Source organism: Bacteroidota bacterium (genome assembly GCA_039111535.1).
In the GTDB taxonomy this organism is placed as follows: domain Bacteria; phylum Bacteroidota; class Rhodothermia; order Rhodothermales; family JAHQVL01; genus JBCCIM01.
Genome location: JBCCIM010000105.1, coordinates 1 through 22,495 on the forward strand (window position 1 = coordinate 1; position 22,495 = coordinate 22,495).

A 22,495-nucleotide genomic window follows, 5' to 3' on the forward strand; every position below is an offset into this window, starting at 1 on the left:
AATGGTAATCTTGCTTTGTACGCCATTACACAGCGCAATGTGTTGTCTGGAGATCCCTATGACCTGGAAAACCTGATCGAGACAGGTGAACAGCAAAGCCGCGGCTTTGAGATTGACGTTTCGGGGTATGTCCAACCAAACTTCCAACTGCTTGCCTCTTATTCTTTCGCTGATACGGAAGTGTTGGAACACGGCGATCCTGAATTTGTGGGGCAACGTATAGGTGCTGCACCGAAACACAGTGCCAACTTCTGGGGACGGTATGACTTTACCGATGACAACCTGAAGGGACTGGGTATTGGCCTGGGGCTACAGCACAGCGGTGACAAATTCTCGTGGTACGCATACTCTGCCGATGGCCGGCTGCTGTTACCCGAGTACACCCTGTTGGATGGCGCAATTTATTACCGGCCTGTCAACTCTAACCTGCAGTTGATCCTGAAGGTGAACAACATCACTGACAAGAACTATTGGGCCGGCGCGCTCAATCAGTTCAGGTTGGCGCCGGGCGCACCCAGACATGTATTGCTAACCGTCACCTATAAATTCTAAAGCACGCGTTAAGAAGTACAACCATAGCCCGCCAGATTGTGCAGCGCGATGGTTGTACTTCCCATGTGTGTGGTCCACGTTGGTGTAGTGTTATTGTACCACCGCTGGATTGATTGCCGAAAAGGTACGGGTAAATTAAATAGCTAAATGAAAAAAACAGTACTCACAGCAGAGGGGCTTTGTGTAGACCGCGGTGGTCGCCAGGTGCTCAAAGACGTCAGCTTCAGTGTTGACAAGGGCGAAGTATTCGCCCTGCTAGGTGGCAATGGTGCCGGCAAGTCGACAACCTTGTTAACGTTTCTTGGCTTCATCAAGCCTGTTCAGGGCACCGTGCGCATCAATGGCCTGGATGTGCATGAAAACAAAGCCACCATCCGCGTAAACACGGCTTATTTGCCCGAATCGGCCAGCCTCTATACCCATCTTTCTGCACGAGAAAACCTTGGGTATTTTCTCTCGCTTGCCGGCGTTAAGCGCGCTGCGGACGAGATCGAACACGCGTTGGATACCGTGAGCCTGGCGCCAGAGGCGAGATCGCGCCGGCTTGACTCTTACTCAAAAGGCATGCGGCAAAAGGTAGCCATTGCTTTGGCCGTGCTGCGAGAAACCCCTGTGCTGCTACTCGACGAGCCAACTTCAGGACTCGATCCGGTGGCCATCGATGAGTTCAACGCCATCCTCATGAAACTGTCAGAGGCGGGTACAACTGTATTGATGGTAACCCACGATGTGTATGGTGCCTGCCAGGTGGCGCGCCGCGTAGGATTGTTGCAGCAGGGGCAGATGGTGGGCATTTTTGAAGCGCCCGAAAATGGGCAGATTTCTGTTGAAGCGTTGCACCAATCGTTCGCTGCACATAAACCCCAAGTTGCAACCAGCCCATGAGCATACAGTCTGTTATAATCATAGCGAAAGAGGAATGGCGATACTGGGGCCGCTCGCGGTTGGGCATTATTGCCGGCCTGGCCTTGCTGTTAATTGTGGTTGCCTCAACAGTCAGTACTACTGTGCAGGTAACATCAGAGCGAACCTTGCGTGAGAATTTTCAAAGCAACGCTGAAGAAACGTTTCGTGAGCAGCCCAATCGTCATCCGCACAGGATGGTGCACTACGGACACTACGTGTTTCGTGCACCAGCGCCCCTTGCGATTATAGATCCGGGTGTGGATGTGCATACAGGCACCATCATGTTTTTGGAAGGCCACCGGCAGAACTCTGCTGTATTTTCTCCGCAATATGCTTCGGCCCAGGCGGGACCGTTTGCCCAGCTTACGCCGGCGTTTGCCTACCAGATTCTGGTGCCGCTCCTGTTGATAATCATCGGTTTTGGTACCATATCGAGGGAACGCGAAGGGAAAACGGATTATCTGCTGGTAACAAGCGCCGTTTCTCCGCTTCAACTCTGGCTTGGTAAAACATTTGCCTTGTCCAGCGTCGCCCTGGTGGCACTTGTCCCGCTTGCTGTAGCGCTGATTTTGGCCGTTATGGAAGGGGAGGGCATCGGTATCGCCGTTGTGTTTTTTGTGGGATACCTTATGTACCTGGTCTGTTGGTCGAGCCTGATCACAGCTGTATCTGCCTGGACGAGGAGTTCTTCTTTATCGCTGTCGCTCTTGCTAGCCGGCTGGGTGTTGCTTTGCGTGATCATGCCGAGGCTGGCCAGTACAACTGCAAGTGCTGCCATGCCTTTAGACGGTAAAATTTTCAAAGACCTGGAAGTGACCCGCGCTTTACGTGAAGAGGGAGACGGGCATAACGCAAACGATCCTGCGTTTCAGCAACTTCGTGCGCAGATTCTGGAGCAATACGATGTCGAGCATATCGAGGACTTGCCCGTAAACTTCCGTGGGATCGTTGCGAGCACAAGCGAGGCTACGCTGACTGATATCCTGAATGAATATGCTGATGAGCGGATGGCGCAAGAGCTTGCGCAGTCGAACCTGGTGCGTTGGATGAGTCCGTTTTCACCGGCGCTTGCGGCAAAGTCATTCTCTGTCCAATTGGCCAGCACAGATCTTAAACAGCATCACCGTTTCCTGCGCGACGCTGAAGCATTGCGCTTTGACTTTGTGCAAAAGCTCAACCAGTTGCACGTGCATGAACTGTCCTATGCCGATGATATCCGCAGAAGCGAGGGCGAGGAAGGCAACCGGCGTGCCAGGGTTAGCGCAGAAAATTGGCGGCTGTTAGCAACGTTTCCCTGGCAGCCCAATGCTACATCGGCTCGCCTGTTGGAGAGCCTGCCGCAGTTGTTGATCTTGTTTTTCTGGTGGATGGGCGCTGCGCTCTTTGGAGCCGCCGGTACACAAAGACTTTTTAGAGAGAATAATGGCTGATTTAGTCCGTGAAATACGTTTTTGCCTCAACGAGAACGTCGTGCGATGGACCCTCTTGATTGCATTTGTGCTGTCGGGCCTTTCCCTGTTAAATGGCATGCTAGCGGTTGAGCACCAGCATTCGCAATTGGAGGTGCTGAAAGCTGAAACGGAAGCCGACCAGGCTTATGTAATGCCTTCCCAGGGAGATCCGGGAAGCGCCGCGTACTACATTTTCCACCTCACCTACGACCCGCCATCGGAGTTCACATTTGTTGCGCTCGGATCGCGCTACGAATTGCCGTGGAAACACCGCATCCGAATGCTCGCGCTGGAAGGGCAAATTTATGAAAACGATCCTGGCAATCCCGAGTTGTCGTATTTGGGAAAATTGGACTTTGCCTACTTGATATCGATTGTGCTGCCACTATTGTTGATTGGCTTGCTGTTTGATTTGGATGCGCGCGAGCGGCGAGAGTCGCGGCTAGAACTGTTGTATGCAACGAGCATGAGTGGTGAGCGCGTGCTATTTTACCGAGCCTGTGCCCGTGCGTTGTTGCTTTTTGTTGCCGTCGCTGTGCCGTTTCTGATCGCGCTGTTGTACGCTAATGCACCGTTGGGTGCCGGCCTCAGTATTTTGGTGGCTGTGGTCCTCTACATGCTCTTCTGGTTAGCTGTTTGCCGCTTTGTGACGAGCAGGAAAATTGCGAGTGTTTCAGCTGCTGCCATACTCTTTGGCCTCTGGCTGCTGTTCACCACCCTTGTGCCTGTATTGGGGAAATTCAGTGTTGAGCGGATGGTTTCGGTACCCGATGGGGGCGACATCCTGCTCACACAACGGGAAACCGTAAACGATGCGTGGGACCTACCCCCTGAGGCAACGATGGATCGATTTGTAGCAGAACACCCTGAATGGGAAGGCAGAACGGCAGTTGGTGCAGAGGGCTTTGAATGGAAGTGGTATTATGCATTCCAGCAAGTGGGCGATCAGGAAGCTTCGCCATTAACAAAGGCACTATACGCAGGTATTGAAGATCGCGACCGGCAAATGGGGTTGGTGGCGCTCTTTTCCCCGCCGTTGCTCATTGAGCGTTGGCTCACACATACTGCACAAACCGATGTTACGCAGCACCTGCACTACATGGATTGCGTGCGTAATTTCCATAGCAGCCTTCGACACTTTCATTACGAGATGATGTTTGGGGACGAGGTGTTCTCGCAAGAGAAAATGAAGCAGCTGCCGCAATTCGAGGCTTGTCAATAGACCCGATAAACGCGAATGAATTTGCCGCGGAGAAGGTGCGTTATTGGATCCAAATACGTCATTTATGAAACACCCGTTGGGTCTTGGAGACCCGACGGGTGTTTTGGATTGGCATACCTTACGGTTTGTGATAGTAAGCAGTATTTCCGTGCTTAATATTTACCCGTTCAGATTTGTTGTGTGTGTTTTTACTCCCGTTTTTTGTAGTATTCTTTTTCTGTATGGTGCGTCCATCACGCGTATTTACATCACGTATCCCCGCCTCTTATGAAAGCTTTTTGCCTCTTTATTGTTGGTCTTGTTTTCCTGAGTTCTCCGAGTGTAGCCCAAGATGGTGGCGCGACGGTTTCTGACCTGGATTTTAGCACCCTCGAATTTCGAAATATCGGACCTGCATTCCCTTCTGGACGTATTGCCGACATGGCCATCCATCCAGAAAACAACAACGTCTGGTACATCGCAGTGGGTTCTGGCGGCGTATGGAAAACAACCAATTCCGGCACAACATGGGAGTCGATTTTTGAGGGGCAGGGCTCGTATTCAACAGGTGCCATCACCATCGATCCGAATAACCCCCACATCATTTGGGTTGGAACAGGAGAAAACGTAGGTGGGCGCCACGTAGCTTATGGAGACGGCATCTACAGGAGTATGGATGGCGGGAAGTCCTGGAAAAACCTGGGACTTAAAACGAGTGAGCACATCTCGAAAATTGTGGTGCATCCGGAAAACTCAGATGTTGTATGGGTCGCTTCGCAAGGTCCGCTTTGGAGCGCTGGTGGTGAGCGCGGCATTTATAAAACGGTCGACGGCGGAAAAACTTGGACGCGCACGCTGGGTGATGACGAGTGGGTTGGGGCAACGGACCTCGTGATCGACCCGCGCGACTCAGATGTGCTGTACGCTGCAACCTGGCAACGCCATCGTAATGTTGCTGCGTACATGGGTGGCGGTCCTGGTTCTGGTCTACACAAAAGTACTGATGGAGGCGAGACGTGGGTTGAGCTTACCAAAGGCATCCCCAAATCGAACCTGGGTAAAATTGGTCTCGCCATTTCGTACCACAACCCCGACCATCTGTATGCCGCCATCGAGCTAGATCGCCGAAGTGGTGGGGTGTTTATGTCGAGCGACCGCGGTGCTTCGTGGAAGAAAATGTCGGACACCGTATCGGGCGCAACGGGGCCGCATTATTATCAGGAGCTATACACGTCTCCTCATGCGGAAGGCCGGCTCTACCTCATGGACGTGCGGGTGCAGATTTCAGAGGACCACGGCAAAACGTTTCGCCGGCTCAATGAAAGCGACAAACACTCTGACAACCATGCCATTGCCTTCCGCGAAGACGACCCGAACTACATCCTGATGGGGACAGATGGCGGAATCTATGAATCGTTTGATAACGCAGCTACCTGGAAGTTTGTTGAAAACCTGGCCCTTACCCAGTATTACAAAGTAGCCGTTGATGATGCGCTACCGTTCTACAACGTGTATGGTGGCACGCAGGACAACGGTTCACACGGCGGTCCTTCTCGCACAGACAACCGCCACGGCATCCGCAATGCCGACTGGTTTAAAACCCTCGGGGCCGACGGGCACCAGTCTGCGGTTGAGCCAGGCAACCCAAACATCATCTACGCAGAAACCCAGCAAGGTGGCTTACACCGCGTTGATCGGGTGACGGGTGAGCAGGTATACATCCAGCCGCAATCGTTGGATGGCACCTTCGAGCGGTTCAACTGGGATGCGCCGATTAAAGTGAGTCCGCATGCGCCGGCTACGTTGTATTTCGCGTCCCAACACGTTTGGAAATCAACCGACCGGGGGGATAGCTGGATGCAAATCTCAGATGACCTGACGCGAAATCAGGATCGGCTGACATTGCCAATCATGGGACGTACGCAGAGTTGGGATAACGCCTGGGACCTGTTTGCGATGTCTAAATACAACACCATTACTTCACTCGATGAATCTTCTCTAGTACGAGGTTTACTGTATGCAGGTACAGATGACGGCTTGGTGCAGGTGAGCGAAGACGATGGTGCCAACTGGAGATCCATCGAAGTAGGCAGCATGCCTGGTGTGCCCGCGACTGCTTTTGTGAACCACATATATGCCGACCTGCACGACGCAAACACGGTGTACGTCGTGTTGGATAACCATAAGTACGGTGATTTGAATCCGTACGTACTGAAGAGTACAAACCGCGGACGCAACTGGACTTCGCTGGCAGACGATTTGCCAGAGCGTACCCTGATGTGGCGCATAGTCCAGGACCATGTAAATCCAGACTTGTTATTCCTGGCGCATGAATTTGGCCTCTCATTCTCCGTTGACGGGGGAGAAGCCTGGATGGCGTTTAAAGGTGGCCTTCCAACCATATCCTTCCGTGACCTCACGATCCAAAAACGCGAAAACGATCTGGTCGGCGCGTCGTTTGGCCGGAGCTTTTTTATTCTGGATGACTACTCGCCGCTTCGAGATATAAACGAATCGTTGCTCGCGCAAGATGCGCATCTTTTCCCTGTGAAAGACGCATTGCTTTATGTGCCACGCGACGTTGTGGGCAACTCGGTGGGATCCAATTATTACAAGGCGCCAAATCCGGACTACGGGGCTGTCTTTACCTACTACCTCAAGGATAGCTGGGAATCGATGAAGGCCAAGCGCAAAGCCGAAGAAAAAGAGGCCGGCGAGGATGATATTCCATTCCCTGGTTGGGATGCGTTGGAAGCGGAAAGTGAAGAGGTGGCGGACAAAATTGAGCTGGTAGTGCGCGATGCCAATGAAGCTGTTGTAAATCGCGTGAAAGGCAGCACGAAGAAAGGACTACATCGCGTCGCCTGGAATCTTCGCCATACCAACAAGGCACCGATTGAGCCAGGGGAATCGTCAAGCAACAATGGTTTTCTGGTTACCCCCGGTGTGTATACGGCTACGGTAACCCAAACGTCCAACGGCGTTATGACAGACTTAACCGATCCGGTTACCTTTAACGTTGTGCCGTTGTATGAGCCAACGCTTGATGGTGCTTCTCCAGAGGCAATCATTGCATTCCGGGAGAAAATGGATGGATTCCGTGCAGATCTCGCTGTCTTTAATAAAGATCTGGAAGATCACCAGGATCTCATCGCAGCAATGCAATCTGCGCATGCACGCGCATCGCAGCCTGATGCCGGCCTGGTAACACAGCTTCACGAGGCGCGTCAAACCTTGCTAGATATCGAGCAGGCCATGCAGGGCTATTCCGTTAAGGGAAGCGTCGGCGAGCCCAATCCGCCTTCGCCACAGTCGCGGATGTTTGTTGGATTCCGTGGCTTGAGCACTACATATGGCCCGACGCCTACGCACGAGGCGGCAGTGGACAAAGGGATTTCAGATCTTGCAACATTGCAGGCAGCGTTGAATTCGTTTGCAGAAACGGTGCCTGCGCTCCAATCCGCGCTCGCTGCAACGGGTGCGCCACCGATTGCTACCGATAACTAAACAGGTAGATCGAAGATACGTGATACCATCAGTGCAGAAGAGCGTGTCACGGGAGATCTTCAACCGTTGCAGCGTGGAGTTGGTAGGTGATGCCTCCTTCCCACGATGCCAGCTTGAAGACGCCCCGAACAGCTACCGCTTCGAATGTATACCCGTAGGCCTCCTCGGCGAATACCTCGACCATGGCAGTCAATGCGCCTGACGCATGGAAGGAACAGCCAGGAGGGTGCGGGGAAAGCAAGAAGCGCTGTTCGTCCCCCTGATCCAGTGGATAAATGAAGCCGGTAAGCAACATGTCCTGGCCTTCAAGGCTACGCAATGTGTCGGAAGGGACAGACGTGCCGGAAGTGTCTGCGGTCTGCATGAGCAGGTGCCAGGGCGTGTCCGGGGGAAGTTCGTGTTTGGGCACAGGACTCCACATCGCCAGGGTCACGGCAAAGGCAGCCATAAGAATCCAGTGCCGGGATGTCTGCTGGGTACTGCTAATCATGAGCCCAATGTGTATGAGAAGATATGAAGCGTTGATTTAGTCGGCCGGCGGCTTTGTTCGTTCACCAGAAATACCTGTACGTTGCTATACAATGTCGCAGGGCCTCCTGGTCCGGCTGGATAATATCTGAATAGCCCAGCTGCGGTTGGTGTTCCCCTGGCTGGAATCTTTGCATGCATACTGGCGCGTAGTCCTTGTGCTCACATCGCCAGTTGTCCTAAAATCCACGCGCATCCCAGGGCTGCGTAGATGCCGAGGAAGTAGCCCGAAATCCCCATCAACAAACCGACGGGAGCCATGGCGGGGTGGTAGACACTGGCTACTACAGGGGCACTGGCGGCGCCGCCTATGTTGGCAACGCTGCCCGTTGCGACAAAAAACAGGGGAGCCCGGATAAGCTTGGCAACAACCATCAGGATGATTACGTGAATCGAGATCCACAACATGCCGGCCAGCATGTAATAGGGGGCCTCCAATACCGCCGCGAGGTCAGCGCGCGCGCCGATGGAGGTTAGGAGGAGATAAAGCGCAAGGAATCCAACGCGAGAAGCACCAGCGCGCTCCAGTTTGCGCAAGGGCGTCCATGATAGCGCGAGTCCGAGGGTGACAACAAGCAGAATGGCCCATGTGGTTGGGCTAATGATGGTGGGGTCGCCGAGGGAAGGGAGGCGGTTGCCGATTGCAATGGCGACAATGGTAGCCACCATACCGAGGCCCAGGATATAGACCAGGTCGTTTAGGGTAGAGGGCCGGCGCTCGTCGTCTATCTCAGCCAGTCGTTCGTTGGCCGACTCGATGGCCGTGTTGTCAGCTTTGACCCACTTGTCGAATTTGTGCTGGATTGTACTCATGAAAATGAGAATGCCAACCCAGCCATAGCCTACCACGGTATCCACAACGATAATAGGACCGAGGATAGCATCAGAGGCACCGACGCTTTCTTTGATGGCAATCATGTTAGCCGTACCGCCAATCCAACTGCCGGAGAGGGTTGCCAGTCCTTGCCACGCGTCTTCGGGTAGGAATGCGCCAAACGCCATAAAAGCGATGGGACCGCCTATAACAATGCCCGCGGTGCCGGCAAGCATCATGATGATGGCCTTTTTACCGAGGCTCAATATGGCCGGCAAATCTACCGTGATCATCAACAAAAAGAGCGACAGCGGCAACAGGTAGCGCGACATCCACGAATAGAGCTCAGATGATTCCGGCGTAACGCCTACCGTCGTCAGCATCATCGGCACAAAATAAGCCCAAATCAGCGGCGGGACGTATTCAAAGAGCTTCTTAAACGGGCCGAGGGTACTCAACCAGAAAACCAGCGCCAGCACGCCGGCGAGCAGCGCAAATAATTGATTTGGTTCGGTGATCATGGAGACAACAATAGGTGCGTACTAAAGGTTAGGAAATCTTGGATATCGATATTTACGGCGTACTTATAGATTATAGCGACTGCATAAGCCTCGATATATCAATCCCGCTATACAGGTGATGGATCATGTCAGTATACGCATCCACAAATTGTTTATGGTCGATCAGGTCGCCAAAAATAGTATACAGCCTTAAGAAGCTCAGCGGATCTTGGGCAGTGCCCTGTGCGGCTTCGTGTAGTTGCTCGCGCATGACATCGATGATTTCAAGTGGTGCACCGTGTTGGTTTGCCTGTTTGTCACTGTAAAAACACCAGGCAGCCAGGATCAAGGTCGCGTACTTGATGCTCCCGCCTCGGTGTAAGTTTTCCCGGAGCGTTGGAATCAAAAACTTCGGCAGTTTGGCTGCGCTTTCGGAGCAGATTCGGGATACGCTGTCTTTGATATTCGGGTTGGCAAAACGCGCGGCGAGGGTGTCTTTGTACTGGTCGAGGTCGATACCTTCCACGGTATCCAGGACGGGCGTGGCTTCTTTGTCCAGAAAGCTTCGCATGAAGGTTGCAAATACGGCATCTTCCATGCAGGCGTTGATGGTGGGGTGGCCGTAAATGGCACCGGGTATGCCCACGACCGAATGACCGGCATTCAACAGCCGCAATTTCATTTTCTCATACGGCGTCACATCCGGGACAAATTGCGCCCCCACCTTTTCGTAAGGCGGCCGACCATTCGAGAATTTATCTTCGATCACCCACTGGATAAACGGCTCACAGGTAACAGGCCAGGCATCATCCAAACCAAATGAATCTCGCAGATAAGTGATGTCTTTGGCGTGGGTAACGGGTGTGATCCGGTCTACCATGGCATTGGGAAAACACACATTGTTCGCAATCCATGTTTCAAGTGCAGGGTCCAGTTTCGAAACAAAGGATAGCAGGGCTTTTTTTGCTACATCGCCGTTGTGTTCGACATTGTCACACGATAATACGGTAAACGCCGGCAGCCCTGTGTCTTTTCGCTTTTGGAGGGCAGCAGCCAGGAAACCAAAAACCGTTGTTGGGGCCTCTGGATGGTTCAGGTCATGCACTACGCCGGCATCGGTAAAGTCAAAACTGCCCTCAGCGGTCATATTGTAGCCGCCTTCCGTGATTGTGAGGGATACAATTTTAGTATCCGCGTCGGCCATTTTGTTGATGGCGCGCACTGGTTCATCCATGGCCAGGATATATTCGGTGATTGAACCAATGACCTGGTTTTCAATTTGTCCGTCGGGGTGTTGGGTGATGAGTGTATACAACCCGTCTTGCCGCTGAAGCACCTCGGCCATTTTGCGGTCTGCTTCGCGCAGCCCTATGCCGCAGATGCCCCAATCGGTGGCACCGTATTCACCCAGCAGAGCATCGGTATACCATGCCTGATGGGATCGGTGAAAGCCGCCAACGCCGATATGAACAATCCCGGTTTTAACCGCGTGACGGTCATACTGTGGTGGCTGGATATGCGTCGAAACCTGATCCAGGTTTTTCTGATTGAGGGGGAGGGTGATCATTCACGCGGGGGCGAGGTAATGACGGATTGAATAGAGACCTCAATGGGGGGGTATTTGTTTTCATTAAGTATAGTTCAAATCGACATTGTCGTAAACCCTGATACCCGTAATTTTCCCAGTTGCTTTGTTGATGTCATAAATGGACACGCCGGCCTGGGGTTTAAAGGTTGCGGATCCCCACACATCACACGTGTATTCACCGGCAAACGTACCTTTGTTGGCATCAAATACATAATTGTGGAATTTCAGCGGCACACCGCCATCCCCGAAGAAATGATCAAAATGTGCCTGGAGCCCGGATTTTGTTTTGTGATTCCAGCGCCATCCCGCCGGCTCTCTGAAATAAACATCGTCTTCGAAGGAAAGGGTTTGCATCGTTTCTTCTGTTGAACCCTTTGCAATGGCCTTGAAATACTTAACCACTTCAGCAGGTTCTGTCAGCGTAATTTCTTCCGTAAACAGCGATGCCCGGAATTCATGCCCTTCGGTGATCGGGTAGACTGAATGATACGTACGAACTGCATCAAACTTATCCCCAGCCTTGGTGAAAATAGCCACCAGGGGTAGGTCAAACGTATTGTTTAGCAGGATGTCATATTCGATAACGAGGTGCCTGCTGTCTTCGAAGGTACGGAATACTTTTACGTCTTTGACCTGCCCTTGGAGGTAGTTTTTCTGTTTGATTAAGAGCTGCAACCCCGCATCTGTACCGCCGGCTGTACCAACGGATTGAATGTCTAACGTGGCATCTGTCGTTAACTGCGACAGGATGGCGGTGTAGTTCTCGTTCAGGATCTCTTCGATAAAATGCATGGCCATTATTTTACCTGGTATCGTTTTATCATCATCGTTTTTTCTACCTGCAGGTTGGTTGTCCGCGGTGCTTGGCACCATACATGAAACCACGACTCCAGCTTAAGGTGTGGCCTAACGGTTTGCAATGTCGTTTTGGGAAAAGAAAAGTAGCTTTGGGAATGGCAGGGCAATTGTTAAGTACGACGCACATTTTACAGCTTCGCGAGCTTGAAGGGTATCCCGGTCTTTCGAGGACTGCAGAAGCAGAGGCACGGAAGTTGTTTTGCTAAAATGAAAGGGCCGGGCATGCACAGCTTATTCAACCCGCAGCGATTGTATGGGATTTGAAAATGCAACCCTCGATGCTTGATATCCAACGGTTACAATAGATATAAAGAGCGCCATGCCAGTAGCAATGATGAATGCAGCATACCCCATATCAGCGCTGTAGGCGAATCCCGCAAACCACCAGTTCATGACAACGCCGGCAAGGGGCCAGGCGACAAGATTGGCAACCAGGACCCATTTTACAAAGTCTTTGACGAGCAACGTCAAGAGTCCCGGAACGGTCGCGCCCAGTGTTTTGCGAATACCGATCTCTCTTGTCCGCTTTTCTGCTGCAAAAGCTGCAAGCCCAACAAGGCCAATGCAGGCAATCAAAATCGCCAGAATTGAGAAAATAAAGAAGATCGTTTGTAACTGTCTTTCAGACCAGTACTGCGCAGCCAGGCCGTCATCCAGGAAGCTGTACTCAAAAGGCGCATCCGGCGCAAACGTTTCCCACGATTTTCTGATTTCGTTCAATGTATGCTGGACATTGCCCATCTGCATTCGAGCAACCACATAGGCATTGGGAATGTTATACGATTCGGAGTCCTGATGAAACAGTGCAAACGGCATAATAGACTCGTGAAGCGACATGAAATTAAAGTCCTTCAGTACGCCGATAATTTCGAAAGTGCCGGCCGTTGGATAGGTAATCGTCTTACCAATCGGATCATCGAGGCCAAATCGTTGAACCGCACTTTCGTTGAGCAGTACGCCGCTTTGATTGGACGTGAAATCTTCCGAAAACCCCTGCCCCTGAATTACGTCGAGGCCGAGTGTTTGTATGAAATCATTGTCGACCATGTAAGACGTCAAATCGAATTGTTCATCGCCGCGGGTTTCAACTTTGTAATAGTCCTGGAATCCATCCGAAAAAGGCACGCCGGTGGTTTGCGTTGCATGGATTATACGGGCATCAGCTTCCAGTAAATCTACAAAGGTAGCTGCCTGATCTCCCAGCCGATCATTTTCATTAGAGATGATGAGCAAGCCTTCTTTGTCGAATCCCATGTCTGACTGCTCGAAAAATCGCATTTGTTTGTTCACGAGCAGCGTACAAACGATCAGGGCGATTGAAATAGCAAATTGAAAAACGACGAGGCCATTGCGAAATACATTGCCCCCTTTACCGGTTGCTTTACTTTTCTTCATAGCCGCAATAGGGGTAAATCGCGACAAGTAGAGGCTCGGGTAGCTACCGGTCAACAAGCCGATCAAGAGGGTGGCAGGTATAAGCAGTAGCAACCAGGTGCCAGAAGTAAGAAACGATGATTCCAGGTGGATGCCGGCAAAGCGGCTGAAAGGAACTACAAAGACAGCCGCAAGGCCAAGCGCGACGATCATAGCAATCACGGTTAACAACACAGCTTCTGTCATAAACAGTCCAACCAGGCTTTTGCGCGCAGAACCAAGCACCTTTCTGACCCCAACTTCTTTTGCACGACGCATGGACCTTGCCGTTGACAGGTTCATGAAGTTTATACAGGCGATAATGAGGATGAAAAGGGCAACGACGAGCAAAATGTACAGGTACGTACCATTCCCCAGCGGGCCGAGGCGGTTGCCAATATCTTGCGATCCGAGGTAGATATCATCGAGTGGTTGGAGCACAAAATCCCAGTGCCCGCCACTTTGCATCAGTTCGTCGTAAGAAAAACCAATGCGCTGAAAAGAAGCCGGCGCATGCTGCGCTACCAGCTTTGTAAGTTGCGCCTCGATTGCTGGAATTGAAGCAGGTTCATGTATAACAGCATAGGTTGTTACCTGCATCCAGACCCAACTCCAGTCAAAATACTCGACGATCGGAAATGATGTCATCGAGGTGAGGACGTCGAAGTCCAAATGTGAGTTGGGCGGTAAGTCTTCGAGTACGCCGGCGACTTTGTACGTATTGCTGTAATACCCACCGAAGGCATCCTGGCTCTCACCGATCTCAATGGTCTCTCCCAGTGCCGGGGCATCTCCAAAGTATTTTAGCGCTGTTTCTTTTGTTAGAATTACGCTGCCAGGTTCACGCAGTGCTGTTGCGGGATCTCCTTCCAATAGCGTAAAACTGAAGACCTCGAAGAAATTAGGATCAGCTGCAATGATGTTGGTCTCACTGAAAAAGGTGTTTTGATAGCGTGTAACCATGGCTGATGCCCGGTAAATACGCGTGGCAACTTCTACCTCAGGGACTTCATCGATGATGGTTCGGGCGAGGGGAGGAGGCGTTGTTGAGCCGATGCCTTCCGACGCATTCCAGTTGTAATCCCAATTGAGGCGATAAATTTGATCTGCTTGTTCATGATGTTGATCAAAACTCTTTTCATAAGCGACATACAACAGGATGAGCAGACAGCTTGCGAGTCCAATGGCAAGGCCCAATATGTTTAAGCTGGAAAAGAAGGGGTGCCTGTGTAGGTTTCTGAACGCTATGGTGAGATAGTTTTTTAGCATCGCCCAGTGCCAGTGCCATGCTTTGAGCGTGCTGGTTTTTCGTTTGGATCGTCCGTAGCGCACCTTCTTGTATTCCGAAACCAGTTCTTCATAACTGCCGAGGCGTGTTATGGCCTGGTCATAGGCTTCTTTCGGATCCAGGTTTTGCCCCAACAGGGTATCGATATAGTCCCTTAGATGGCTTTCCAATTCGTCTATATCTTCTTTGAGGAAAGACCTGTTACGGCGTAAGCGATGCCGCCATGCGGTAATAGCTTTTTCCAGATTAAATCGCTTCATGGGAGTACCTTGGATGTGCTAAATGGCTAGCCTTGGTTCCAGATTCCATAGTTGTGCGAGTATCGAATCGACGCGTAGCCACTGGTTCTTTTCGGCCTCTAGCGCTTGCTGTCCCTGCGGGGTGATACTGTAGTATTTGCGCTTCCTGCCAGTTTCAGATTTTCGCCATGTTGCAGCGATCAAGGAAGCATCTTCAAGTTTATGTAATACAGGGTAGAGGGTGCCGTCTTTCCATTCCAGTTGGCCACTTGAAAGGTTATGCACACGCTGGATAATAGCGTAGCCATACGATTCTCCTTCGGCCAAAATAGAGAGCAAGATGGGTCGGGCTGAAGCACCTACGAGTTCTTTCGAAATCACTGTTGTGTGAGGTTTGCATTGAACTTCTATGTAAGTCGTTTACATAGAAGTTCAATGTAAGTTGCGAAACGAAATTATTTATACGGAAATGGATGCCTCGCTAACATGTACTCCGTCAGATAAGCGCCATTACGTGGTGGCGATAAGAAAAGGCGGCATTTTGCTGACAAGCGCTTGGAGATGCAGCCGGCATGTGCTTGATATGAGAAATGGCTCTTTAGGGTTGACAGACGACTATTTGATTTATAACCTGCAGTTGAAATGCATTATGCTCTTCCCAGCCCTGGCCCGCTGTGGGGTAGGGTGCCATGCAAATCCCGGCATGGGAAGGATTCTCGGTTTTCATGTCCACCTGGTTTTACATAACCCTGATCATAATTTTATGAGACGTATTCGATACCTCTGTCTCGTTCTGATGCTCGCCATGTTACCCCTGGAAGCGATGGGGCAGCAAACAGCGAGTAAACACGACCTGAATGCCTGGGTGCCGGCCAATACCGGCATCGAGACGCTGCGTGTCTGGACTTTAAATGCTTACCAGGATAGTAACGGCGATGATGTGCTGGCTGCCGGCACCGATGCCGGGGTTTACCTTTCTCTTGATGCTGGAGATACCTGGACTGCCGCTGGTCTTGACACGTCGGATGTCAGTGCTTTGGTGTTTTCTAATGGGAGCTTGCATGCAGCAACGCTTGCAGATGGGATCTTCTTACGGGAGAACAGTGCTTCTGCGTGGACGCCCGCCAACAGTGGCTTAGAAAATTTGCGCGTGGGTGCGTTGTCCATTGATCAAAACGATGTGCTGCTTGCAAGTACCATTCTCGGAGGCGTGTACCGATCTGAAGACAATGGCGCCAACTGGGCGTTGGCTGTTACCTCAGCCCTGCACGACCCGTTTGTACCTGCGCTCGTTGTGGATGCAAATAATGATATGTTTGCAGGAACGGATGACGGTGTCTTGCGGTCGATAGACGGTGGCGAGACCTGGTCGTTTGTCAACAACGGACTCGGCAATCTTCAGGTTGAGTCGTTGCTGCTGGATGAAGACGCACTTTTTGCCGGCACTGATCTCGGAATGTATCGCTCGTTTGACAACGGGATGAACTGGGAAGCGGCACACACCAATGCTCTTGCTACCACCAACGTGCGCGCACTCGTTGCAAACAACAACAACGCGATCTTTGCCGGTACCCTGGGGATGGGCGTGTTTCGCTCGCTGGATTATGGTACAACCTGGGAGCCACTCAACGAAATGTTGCCCAATCTGGACATTGCCGCACTGGCAATAGCTGATGATGGGACCATGTTTGCCGGCACGGTTGGTGGTGGTGTATATCGCCGCGATGCCGCAACGGATGTGTCAACCGAATCCGCCGATGTCATGCCGGCGACTTTCCAGTTGGCCGGCAACTACCCGAACCCGTTTGCTGGCAGTACAACGATTCGCTTTGCTTTGCCAGAACCGGCGGAGATAACGCTCACGCTGTTCGATGTCACGGGTCGGATTGTGGCTGTACTGGAAAATGGCGTAAAGCCAGCTGGCTGGCACGAGCTGGCTTTTGATGCAGCGCATCTTCCAAGTGGCGTGTATTTCTATGCGCTAAAGGCCAGCGATTTTACCGCGGTAAGACATCTGGTACTGATGAAATAAGGTATAAAATTTTTCGAGATTTAAAGGCCATTGCGCGCATGTAATCGCGTCCTCGCACTACCGATTTTAAACGACGATACAATTATGAAACGCCTAATATTTATCTTCATCTTTTTCTTCGCTTTTAGTCCACAAGCCCAGGCACAAGACAATCCCTTTATTGGAGAAATTAAAATGGTTGGGTTTGCTTTTTGTCCGCGCGGCTGGACAGAAGCAGATGGTCAACTGCTTGATATCGCTTCGCACTCAGCCCTTTTTTCACTGTACGGTACCATTTACGGTGGTGACGGGAGAACTACCTTTGCGCTGCCAGATTTACGCAGCCGTGTACCCGTGCATCAAGGTGCCGGCCCAGGATTGTCCACCTACTTTCAGGGAGAAAGAGGTGGGGTAGAGTCTGTTGCGTTGGGGGAATCGCAGATGCCGGCGCACACCCATGCCGTGCCTGAACTCAGTAGTCCTGCGGGGACGGATCAAGGGCTTGTTGTCCGCACTGGGGACGGCGCAACTTCAGTGAGCACGTCGTCAACTGGCGGTGCGGAAGCCCATGAAAACAGGCCGCCGTTTCTAACCATCCGATTTTGTATAGCCCTGGAAGGCGTATTCCCTTCTAGAAACTAGGCTTTGTCTGAAATTTGATTTCGAAACAAGATAAAACGGCTTTAACCCTTAGGGTTGCAGCCGTTTTTTTTTTTGCCGAAAGGTTTGCCTCGCTTTAGATCGCGCGCTGTATGCAGCTCAATCCTCAGCGGTTGCTTATACCAACGCGCTTTCCTTGCCAGAATCTCTGATGAAGAGACAAGCGCTTTCAGTGTATTTAACGGATGACTCCATGAACTTCTTGTTCACTTTGCCACCCAGGCCAAAAACGTTCATGTCGGCTCTTGGGGCTTTTTCAAGAAATGTTTTGAATTCGCCCGCCTCAACATGAATCTCGTATCCCTGGGGCATCCTGGACAAAGTCATCAGGTCCTGGAGGTAGTGCCGGGCGGCTGCATGTTCTTTTTCATCGGTCACCAGCGACAGCACGCGCAGTTTTGTTTTCCAGTTTTCTGCCATTTTGTACACCATGAGCAGGGGGAGGTCGATGTTGGACAGTTTGAAGCTCAAATGCCAGTTTGGCGATTGGTCGCGTATCCAAAAGTTGACCTGACGCGTTTTGCCAAAACCGGTGTCGCGGTGCGGCGCATAGAATACCAGGCCCATGCTGTTTTCTTCTGCAATCTCGACAATTCCTTCGAGCTCTTCTTGCGACCGGCCCTCAATAGGGACAAACAGGATGTTTGGTTTGAAAAATGAACTGCGCAAAACCGTAGCTGAAGTACGCAAACCGCCCAAGAAATTGTCCGACTGAATAATCGCGCCAGACGCGAAAATCCGTTCTTGCTTGATGTCCTGCACAACCCGCTGCAAGCCACGAAGCGCGCGTTTGGTTTTTCCTTTTTGGAAGCCGATCACCTGAATGGATCCTTGCGGGTAAACCACTGATAACAGCATTTCGAAATGTCCTTCCAACTGCGTCAGGCGCTCAACAGGAAACAACACATCTGGCTTCCAGGACCGCAGCGTGGTTGCATCAGGGTCAACCGCTACCTTGCGTGCCGCCCAGTTTGCAATGGAGCCGAAGAGGCCGGTGTTCAATGTCTCATACGGATTGTCGAGGGCGCGTCGGTCGAGGTAAATGTAAATGCCGATGCTTATCAGGATACAGGCGAGGCCGACAAAAGGGCTCACGATGATGATGGCTGAAAGACAGGCGAGGCTGCCTGTAAAGGGTACGGCAGCAGACACCTTGAACGTGGGTCGAAAACTAACCAGGTTGAGTTGCTTTTCGATGAGCAGAATAAAATTGATGACAAAGTACGTCATCAGGAAAAACACGGTGACCACGCGGGCAATGGTGTTGAGGTCCCCGAGCAGCAACGCTACCAAAATGAAGCCGCCTGTTACCAGCATGGCGTTGCGCGGCTCGCCCTGGTGCATTTTGTCGAAGAACGAGGAGAAGGGCGCAATTTTATGGTGCGCCAGTGCCTGGAGTGTGCGCGGTGAAGCGACAAACGTACTCAAGGCGGCAGTAAAGCACGACGACAGAATCCCAACAAGCACCGCCGGCCCCCAAAATGCGCGATCTACAGCGATGGAGAAGTTGGACCGTAACTCATCCGGGGTTGCTACCATCGCGTACCACACGGCAAGGGCGATGTAAATCAGCAACGAAATTCCCCAGGCTGTAATGGTGCCAATGGGGATGCTTTTCCGTGGCTCCTTCAGGTTACCAGACATACTGGCACCTACCATGATGCCAGTGGCTGCAGGAAAGAAAACAGCAAAGAGTGACCAGAAATCTCCATCCGCAAAATCACCAAAGAAAATGGGTTGATGTAGCACGGGGGCAGATTTTAGGCCCATAAAAATCGAAGTCAGCGCGAGGATGATGCCGCTCATCACCAGTACCTGTATGCGAAATGCCAGGGTGGTGCTGATAAATGAAATCGCGAAAATGAGGGCAAATACACACAGCAGCACAATGGGGGCAGGGTGATCGGGGAAAATGAAAAGCCAGCCCTCCATGAAGCCGTACATGTACATGGCGGCTGAAAGCGTCTGCGCCAGGTAAAACGGAATCCCGATGCTACCGCCTACTTCGAGTCCGAGACTCTGTGTGGCAATGGAAAACACGCCGCCGGCGCCCAGGCGAATGTTTGTCGTGATAGAGGAGAGGGAGAGCGCCGTGGTGCCTGTGATGAAATAAGCTGCAAGGATGATCAGCAGGGCGCCAAAAAGGCCGGCGTTGCCCACAACCCATCCCTCGCGCAGGTACATCATGATCCCCAGAATTGTGAGGATCGTCGGCCGGATAACGCCGCTAAATGTACCAAACTTTTTGGTGATTACCGGCTCTTGCTCACCACTGCGGAGGTCTTTGTCGATCTGGGTTGTTGACGCTGATGGGTCTGCTTGTGCTGCATCAGCGGAGGCCGGCGCAGCTCCGTTGGATGCAGATGTGTGTTCAGCCAAATCTTGATCGGGCGCAGACATGGTTGGGCGATTGAGAAGAGAGAATGAGCCCCCTTCAACGGCAACCCGGTGGGGCTGTTTCGGGCCGGCTGATTCTAGGAAGCAATACAGTATCCTTCTGTTTCAATGATACGTCTCTTCAACAGCACGAGCACCTGTATTTCGTGAACAGGTGATACCGCATCGATCTGAATCGCGCGTATAATATGGAAGGAGATATATCAGCCTGCCGTTGATAGCATCTGGCCATAAACGTTATTTGACAGACATTTCTAATTCAAAATACCACGCTGCGTTGTAATCGCTCCCGGCTGTGAACAGCTTTGGTATTAAATCAATCAAAATTACGTTGCAACATGGACGCTAACATTGAAGCTTTCCTGGGCTTTAGAGGAATCATTGAACGACAACGGCTTGAAAACGCAAATGCACTGCTGCGTGCCATTCGCGAACACCGTTTGTTAGACCGGCGCTCAAAAAACACGCATGCCTCCACCAAAGAGACTTGTGTAAGAAGGGTGTCCTGGTTATTCAAAACGAGGATACCGGCAGATCGAAATCCTCCAAGTACGCTTTTCAAAATCCGTACCTATGAACATCTGGAAAATGCCTGCCCTCATTAGTTGCGCATAATCAAGAACTGTACAAACCCTGATACGGTGTATTCGATAATGTCGCTTTACTGAATATGAGGGAAGAGATTTAAGCTGACCTTATGAACAAAATCTTCTCGCCTGTTTTTGCTTGTGCATCGTTCTTTTCTCGCAAGATGCGCTGCATCATGACACGCAGAATGTCGTGCTATCTACAAACATATCAGATTGGGTTGCCCTGATGGGTGTAGAACAGTTAGCGTTGATCTAAGAACGGTATACTTGCAGAAAGTCCTTGCAATCAGGAAGGGCGAAGAAGAAGTAAGGACGCGGATCATGGGTTAGGTCCGCGTCCTTATCTAGTTGGATGAAAAGTGATGTAACCGGTACTGTGGTGACGTCGTAAGTTGTAGATAGCACTGTAGTGCGAAGTAGCAAGTGTCCTAAAGGATCGGCTAAGGAATTTTGACGGACTGCTCCAGGGCTTCCGCTACAAATCTGAAAGATTTTTGCGACAAGGGGTCAGCGTTTTGGTTCATCACAGTGCGTACAGAATCAGCCAGTAAGGTATTGCCCAATCCCTCGTAAGCTCCTTTCAGAACCGTCCGGTATAATAGAAGATTGCGTGCATGGTATGACGATGTATCACGAAGCGCCTGCACTGCAACGTCTCTGGCTTTTTCATGGTCACCGCTCATAAGTAGGGCCATGGCTTTTCCGCGGGTATGAATTCTAATCAGGTGATGATCTTCAGGATATTTACTGCTTAAGAGGCCTTTACTCTGTTCTGATAGTCGAATTGCCGTCTCATACTGCTTGTTGACTGCGGCTGCAATCGAGGCATTTACAGCAAGAAGGCCATAGAGCGAACTGTCAATCTGTAAAACGCTTTCTTGAAATGAGAGCACTTCCGTTGCATAGGACCACGATTGATCAAAGTTACCCAGGAAGAGGTGCAGCATCGAGATGTTAGACAAGGAGGATGCAATGTACATTGCATCCTCAACCGAAAAGGAGCGATAGATCTGTAACGCTTCTTCGTATATCTCGACTGCTTTATCCTGTCTGCCCAATTCCGTATACAGCACGCCTAGATTGTTCTTATAGGTAGCCACATAAAGATCTTTTGGGCCGAGGGCTTTTTCCATGTGGTAAATGGCTTTCTCTTTCAGCGCCACCGCTTTTTCGAAGTTGTGCTGCCGGTAATGATTTGTTGCGTGCGTTTCCAAGAGGTATGCGTACAGCACATCGTAGTCTTGAAAAGAGGTGTCGACTTCCGTATACAAAGACTGGATGATCGAGTCAGCTTTGGTGTATTCCTTTAGTTCATTTAATGTTTGAACATGAGAGATGCTGTAGAGAAATACCTCGGGGTCTGAGCCGCCAACTTTGTAAGATTTCAGGATTGGCCCGGCCAGTTTGTACAGCGAGTCCGCTTCGGCTAACTTGCCGGCCCGTCTGTAAGGTGTCGCCAGCGTCATCATCGACCTGGCTGTTTCTACATGTTGCTGACCATATTGCTGCTCGAACATCGCCAGCGAACGGTTGGCAAAATCGATTGCGCCGGGACTATCGTTTACATTTACTTTGTGTGCGCTCATGTATCTGAAAAGGCGTGCTCGGGCATGATCGGAAACGCCTGCAATCGATGTGGCCATGTCGAATACGGAATCTGCCTGCGGTAAAGCTTGCATGCTGGTTAATGCTCCACCTGCCACCGTGAGCATGCGAATCATTGCTTCAGGATTGTCAGCCAGTTTTGTTTTGGCCTGCTGCGCTACATCGAAAACAAACTCCTCCATGACGAGCGTATCTTTGAAGAGGCCGCCATAGGCACCGAAGTCTGCCAGGTATTCCGTTGTTTTTACGCCCCCGTACAGCATAGATTGTTGAAATTCCAGGAGGGTATTTGCTACGTCGGCTTCCTGCTGCGCCTCAGCCCAGGCGCTTGCGTTATCGTAGATGTAAAAAGCGGTTGATAGGACCAGGAGGCTTATGAAGGTCAGG

16 protein-coding genes are annotated in these 22,495 nt (G+C 51.3%); 8 read left to right on the forward strand and 8 right to left on the reverse strand.

Annotated elements, in window-relative coordinates; all coding sequences use genetic code 11:
* The 5 genes from AAF564_15880 to AAF564_15900 all read left to right on the forward strand — a co-directional run.
* Positions 1–552 (forward strand): TonB-dependent receptor (locus AAF564_15880; protein ID MEM8487032.1); only part of this gene is annotated, 552 nt, incomplete at its 5' end.
* A gap of 147 nt (positions 553–699) precedes the next feature.
* Positions 700–1,437 carry an ABC transporter ATP-binding protein gene (locus AAF564_15885; GenBank protein ID MEM8487033.1) on the forward strand — a complete coding sequence of 246 codons (738 nt, stop codon included), beginning with the start codon at positions 700–702 and terminating at the stop codon, positions 1,435–1,437.
* On the forward strand, positions 1,434–2,888 hold the full coding sequence (locus tag AAF564_15890; GenBank protein MEM8487034.1) for a DUF3526 domain-containing protein: 1,455 nt from the start codon (positions 1,434–1,436) through the stop codon (positions 2,886–2,888). The genes AAF564_15885 and AAF564_15890 overlap by 4 nt, the downstream gene beginning before the upstream one ends.
* The gene (locus AAF564_15895; protein MEM8487035.1) at positions 2,881–4,131 is read left to right on the forward strand and encodes a DUF3526 domain-containing protein; all 1,251 of its coding nucleotides are present in this window, start codon (positions 2,881–2,883) and stop codon (positions 4,129–4,131) included. The genes AAF564_15890 and AAF564_15895 overlap by 8 nt, the downstream gene beginning before the upstream one ends.
* Before the next feature lie 267 nt (positions 4,132–4,398).
* Entirely contained in the window at positions 4,399–7,617 is a 3,219-nt protein-coding gene (locus AAF564_15900) for a glycosyl hydrolase (protein ID MEM8487036.1), read from the forward strand.
* 46 nt (positions 7,618–7,663) lie between these two features.
* Here AAF564_15900 and AAF564_15905 read toward each other — a convergent pair whose 3' ends face one another.
* The 6 genes from AAF564_15905 to AAF564_15930 all read right to left on the reverse strand — a co-directional run bounded on the left by AAF564_15905 (position 7,664) and on the right by AAF564_15930 (position 15,226).
* Entirely contained in the window at positions 7,664–8,107 is a 444-nt protein-coding gene (locus AAF564_15905; GenBank protein ID MEM8487037.1) for a hypothetical protein, read from the reverse strand.
* A gap of 200 nt (positions 8,108–8,307) precedes the next feature.
* Positions 8,308–9,480 carry a DUF819 family protein gene (locus AAF564_15910; GenBank protein ID MEM8487038.1) on the reverse strand — a complete coding sequence of 391 codons (1,173 nt, stop codon included), beginning with the start codon at positions 9,478–9,480 and terminating at the stop codon, positions 8,308–8,310.
* 70 nt (positions 9,481–9,550) lie between these two features.
* Positions 9,551–11,026, reverse strand: coding sequence for a mannitol dehydrogenase family protein (locus AAF564_15915; protein ID MEM8487039.1), 1,476 nt, complete (start codon positions 11,024–11,026; stop codon positions 9,551–9,553).
* Positions 11,027–11,089: 63 nt separating this feature from the next.
* Positions 11,090–11,845 carry a hypothetical protein gene (locus AAF564_15920; GenBank protein MEM8487040.1) on the reverse strand — a complete coding sequence of 252 codons (756 nt, stop codon included), beginning with the start codon at positions 11,843–11,845 and terminating at the stop codon, positions 11,090–11,092.
* A 291-nt stretch (positions 11,846–12,136) separates the two neighbouring features.
* Positions 12,137–14,866 (reverse strand): ABC transporter permease, encoded by a 2,730-nt coding sequence (locus AAF564_15925; protein ID MEM8487041.1) that lies wholly within the window; start codon positions 14,864–14,866, stop codon positions 12,137–12,139.
* An 18-nt stretch (positions 14,867–14,884) separates the two neighbouring features.
* The gene (locus tag AAF564_15930) at positions 14,885–15,226 is read right to left on the reverse strand and encodes a helix-turn-helix transcriptional regulator (protein MEM8487042.1); all 342 of its coding nucleotides are present in this window, start codon (positions 15,224–15,226) and stop codon (positions 14,885–14,887) included.
* A 382-nt stretch (positions 15,227–15,608) separates the two neighbouring features.
* Between AAF564_15930 and AAF564_15935 the strand changes: the two genes are divergently transcribed.
* Together AAF564_15935 and AAF564_15940 are read left to right on the forward strand one after the other, a co-directional pair.
* Positions 15,609–16,877 carry a T9SS type A sorting domain-containing protein gene (locus AAF564_15935; protein MEM8487043.1) on the forward strand — a complete coding sequence of 423 codons (1,269 nt, stop codon included), beginning with the start codon at positions 15,609–15,611 and terminating at the stop codon, positions 16,875–16,877.
* Positions 16,878–17,051: 174 nt separating this feature from the next.
* Entirely contained in the window at positions 17,052–17,498 is a 447-nt protein-coding gene (locus tag AAF564_15940) for a tail fiber protein (protein ID MEM8487044.1), read from the forward strand.
* A 135-nt stretch (positions 17,499–17,633) separates the two neighbouring features.
* Here AAF564_15940 and AAF564_15945 read toward each other — a convergent pair whose 3' ends face one another.
* On the reverse strand, positions 17,634–19,916 hold the full coding sequence (locus tag AAF564_15945) for an amino acid permease (protein ID MEM8487045.1): 2,283 nt from the start codon (positions 19,914–19,916) through the stop codon (positions 17,634–17,636).
* A 335-nt stretch (positions 19,917–20,251) separates the two neighbouring features.
* Between AAF564_15945 and AAF564_15950 the strand changes: the two genes are divergently transcribed.
* On the forward strand, positions 20,252–20,518 hold the full coding sequence (locus tag AAF564_15950) for a hypothetical protein (GenBank protein MEM8487046.1): 267 nt from the start codon (positions 20,252–20,254) through the stop codon (positions 20,516–20,518).
* Between the two features lie 425 nt (positions 20,519–20,943).
* On the opposite strand, the gene AAF564_15955 is transcribed toward AAF564_15950, so the two are convergent.
* Positions 20,944–22,495: tetratricopeptide repeat protein (locus AAF564_15955; GenBank protein ID MEM8487047.1), on the reverse strand; the 1,552-nt coding region annotated here is incomplete at its 5' end.

Excerpts from the sequence above, each read along its gene's own strand:
- AAF564_15885 (MEM8487033.1), top strand. The coding sequence starts at position 700 with ATGAAAAAAACAGTACTCACAGCAGAGGGGCTTTGTGTAGACCGCGGT.
- AAF564_15890 (MEM8487034.1), top strand. The coding sequence starts at position 1,434 with ATGAGCATACAGTCTGTTATAATCATAGCGAAAGAGGAATGGCGATAC.
- AAF564_15895 (MEM8487035.1), top strand. The coding sequence starts at position 2,881 with ATGGCTGATTTAGTCCGTGAAATACGTTTTTGCCTCAACGAGAACGTC.
- AAF564_15900 (MEM8487036.1), top strand. The coding sequence starts at position 4,399 with ATGAAAGCTTTTTGCCTCTTTATTGTTGGTCTTGTTTTCCTGAGTTCT.
- AAF564_15905 (MEM8487037.1), bottom strand. The coding sequence starts at position 8,107 with ATGATTAGCAGTACCCAGCAGACATCCCGGCACTGGATTCTTATGGCT.
- AAF564_15910 (MEM8487038.1), bottom strand. The coding sequence starts at position 9,480 with ATGATCACCGAACCAAATCAATTATTTGCGCTGCTCGCCGGCGTGCTG.
- AAF564_15915 (MEM8487039.1), bottom strand. The coding sequence starts at position 11,026 with ATGATCACCCTCCCCCTCAATCAGAAAAACCTGGATCAGGTTTCGACG.
- AAF564_15920 (MEM8487040.1), bottom strand. The coding sequence starts at position 11,845 with ATGGCCATGCATTTTATCGAAGAGATCCTGAACGAGAACTACACCGCC.
- AAF564_15925 (MEM8487041.1), bottom strand. The coding sequence starts at position 14,866 with ATGAAGCGATTTAATCTGGAAAAAGCTATTACCGCATGGCGGCATCGC.
- AAF564_15935 (MEM8487043.1), top strand. The coding sequence starts at position 15,609 with ATGAGACGTATTCGATACCTCTGTCTCGTTCTGATGCTCGCCATGTTA.
- AAF564_15940 (MEM8487044.1), top strand. The coding sequence starts at position 17,052 with ATGGTTGGGTTTGCTTTTTGTCCGCGCGGCTGGACAGAAGCAGATGGT.
- AAF564_15945 (MEM8487045.1), bottom strand. The coding sequence starts at position 19,916 with ATGTCTGCGCCCGATCAAGATTTGGCTGAACACACATCTGCATCCAAC.
- AAF564_15950 (MEM8487046.1), top strand. The coding sequence starts at position 20,252 with ATGGACGCTAACATTGAAGCTTTCCTGGGCTTTAGAGGAATCATTGAA.